General features: G+C 39.3%; 3 protein-coding genes and 1 pseudogene. 2 read left to right on the top strand and 2 right to left on the bottom strand.

Annotation, left to right across the window (positions count from 1 at the left end):
• Positions 1–134 (top strand): annotated as a pseudogene (locus tag PX484_RS04760) (oxidoreductase); the annotation flags it as partial.
• A 120-nt stretch (positions 135–254) separates the two neighbouring features.
• Positions 255–1,340, top strand: coding sequence for a 4-hydroxyphenylpyruvate dioxygenase (hppD, locus tag PX484_RS04755; RefSeq protein WP_287765310.1), 1,086 nt, complete (start codon positions 255–257; stop codon positions 1,338–1,340).
• Positions 1,341–1,522: 182 nt separating this feature from the next.
• Here hppD and PX484_RS04750 read toward each other — a convergent pair whose 3' ends face one another.
• Positions 1,523–2,083, bottom strand: a complete 561-nt coding sequence (locus PX484_RS04750) for a retropepsin-like aspartic protease family protein (protein WP_287765314.1) — start codon at positions 2,081–2,083, stop codon at positions 1,523–1,525.
• 83 nt (positions 2,084–2,166) lie between these two features.
• Positions 2,167–2,508 (bottom strand): histidine triad nucleotide-binding protein, encoded by a 342-nt coding sequence (locus PX484_RS04745; protein WP_193977509.1) that lies wholly within the window; start codon positions 2,506–2,508, stop codon positions 2,167–2,169.
• Positions 2,509–2,762: the final 254 nt, after the last annotated feature.

Below are 2,762 nucleotides of genomic sequence, written 5' to 3'. Positions count from 1 at the left end.
GCTTAAAAGTTGATCGCAATAAAATGTTAACCGCTCAAACTGCCGCCGATGCTATCTATTTTGCCATGAATGCTGAACCCCAAGCTGTCCCCATGGAAATTAATATTCAACCCGATAGTCATCTCTTTTTTTAGTCATCAGCTTTTTCAGTTATCAGTTATCAGTTATCAGTGAATAGCATTAAGTGGCAAGTTCGGAGTTTTATTTTCACTGTTTACTGCTCACTGAAAAACACCCTTTTTTTGACTTTATCTATGTTTGTTGATCATATTCATTTTTATGTAGAATCGGCCAAAAAATGGCGGGATTGGTTTGTGGGGGTGATGGATTTTCAGGCGATCGCAAGTTTAGTTAATCTCCACACACACACGGAAATAGTCGGCAATGGCATCCAAAAAGATAAAACTAAACAGATTATTTTTATCTTATCTTCTCCCTTAAATTCCCTTAGTCCCGTGGCGGAATTTTTAAGTAAATATCCTGAAGGGGTGGCGGACGTAGCTTTTCAAGTGGAGGATTTAGACAGTTTAGCTAGGAAAATTAAACAGGACATTTTTATTGAGGAAACTGTTTTAGCTAGGGGTAAGATAAAAAGCTGTCAAATCTCTAGCATTGCTGATCTCAAACATACGTTAATTGAAAGACAGGGAATCACGCCAATTTTAGCCGATCCTAATCTGATTCAATACGATAGTAGGGAACAATATAATCAGGATATTCTGGCAATTGATCATTTAGTTTTAAATGTTTTTCAAGGGAATTTAGAGTTAACAGCCAATTGGTATGAGGAAAATTTAGGCTTTAAAAAAAGGCAAGCTTTTACTATTAAAACGGACCGTTCTGGTCTTTATTCTCAGGTGCTTGTTTACCCCGAAACTGAATTAAAATTACCGATTAATGAACCAGATAGTAACAGTTCTCAAATTCAAGAATTTTTAGATATTAATCAAAAATCTGGCATTCAACACATTGCTTTAAAAACAGAAAACATTGTAAACTTAACTCAAAAATTAAAAGAAAAAAAGGTAGAGTTTTTATCAGTTCCAGACAGTTATTATCAACAAATTAACTATCAAAAAAAAGATTTTAATATTGCTGATTGGGAATGGTCAGAAATAAAAAAAAGGGAAATTCTCATCGATTTTGAACAAAATAGTTATTCCCTCCCGGAAAAGCCGACTTTACTGCAAATTTTCACTAAACCAATTTTTTCCCAGCCGACTTTCTTTTTTGAATTAATCGAGCGCCGTCATGCCGCTAGAGGTTTTGGAGAAGGCAACTTCCAGGCCCTATTTGAAGCGATCGAACGGGAGCAAATACAGCGAGGAACTTTAGATTAAAGTCAGGAAAGCGAGCATTTTTCCCATGAGACTAAGTAGGTAGGTGTTAAAAGTTTTCAGGCACCCCCCTTATCAAGGGGGGCAGGGGGGATCCCCCCGCCTATCGGTACCCCCCTTATCAAGGGGGGCAGGGGGGATCGAACCTAAAATCCATTTTTAATTTAATTATAACCAGCTACTTATCAACGATAACGTAATTCAATCACATCTTTTTTGATCGTGACATCATAGGAACCAAAAAAGGTTTGTCCCAAGAGTCCTAACCCTTTCATTTGGGGAGAAATATTAACAATCTGATTATATAAAGTCATCTCGCCAGCTTTAACAAAATTAATGCGACCAAGATAACCAGTAACGACACCGCCGGCGGTATTATTGATTACTTTCCTTTCCCGTTTGACTTTCATCGCTTTCGCCATGGCATCGGTGAGGACGATGCCACTAGCACCTGTATCAAAAAGCATTTCATAGGAGTGACGGTGATTAAAAACTACCATCACCGTGGGAATGCCTTTAACCCGGCGTTGAATCGGTAGCTGATAAACTTGCGGGGAATTTTTCCTATTTCTAGATGAACTGCCACAGAGACGACTAAGATCTATGTGTTGTCCATCTGCTCTTTGGAGAAAGCATAGTAGAAAACATTCTGGTAGAAAGCATTGCGATTGAGCGAGAGTCGTGGGGGTGAAGGGAAATAACAGCAGGGTGCTGGACAAAGCGATCGCAGAAAGAGACCTATTCATGGGTTTAACATCGAGAAGACCGACTCAGGAAAAAAACGCTTCTAGCTCTATAATTCCCCAAAAATGCGGGAAAATAAGAGGGTTTAACCCGGAGGCCAGTCCATTGGGCGATCGCCCAAAAGATGGACATGAAGATGATCGACGGTTTGACCTCCATGTTCCCCATTATTGATCACTACTCGATAACCTTGACTTAATTTAGCTTCGGCGGCCACCTTTTTAACAGTTAGTAACAAATGTCCCAATAAATCTTGATCGCTGTCGCTGGCTTCCTCTAGTTTCGGAATCGGTTTTTTGGGGATAATGAGGATATGGGTGGGTGCTTGGGGATTAACATCTCGAAAAGCGAGAACCAGATCATCTTCATAGACGATCGAGGCGGGAATTTCTTTCCGGATAATTTTGCTAAAAATAGTCTCGCTCATAGACAAATTGCTTTTTTTTTCAACTATACCATTAAGCTCTCAGCTTTTCTGGCTAGTTTATACCGAGAAATAGGCTGATTTTCAGGGTAAATTCCCAGATAAAATCATTTTTATGCGGAAAACTAGCCTAACATCCTGTTTCATTTTCCTAAGAACTCACTTTATTTTTACTTGAGCCAAAATGTTAGCAAGGGTTTGGAGTGCGGCAATTATCGGCATCGATGCCATTAAAATCGGGGTAGAGGTGGATGTAT

It is taken from the genome of Microcystis sp. M49636_WE2, assembly GCF_030065375.1.
Taxonomy (GTDB): Bacteria; Cyanobacteriota; Cyanobacteriia; order Cyanobacteriales; family Microcystaceae; genus Microcystis; species Microcystis aeruginosa_C.
This window is presented reverse-complemented; position numbering and strand designations above follow the sequence as displayed.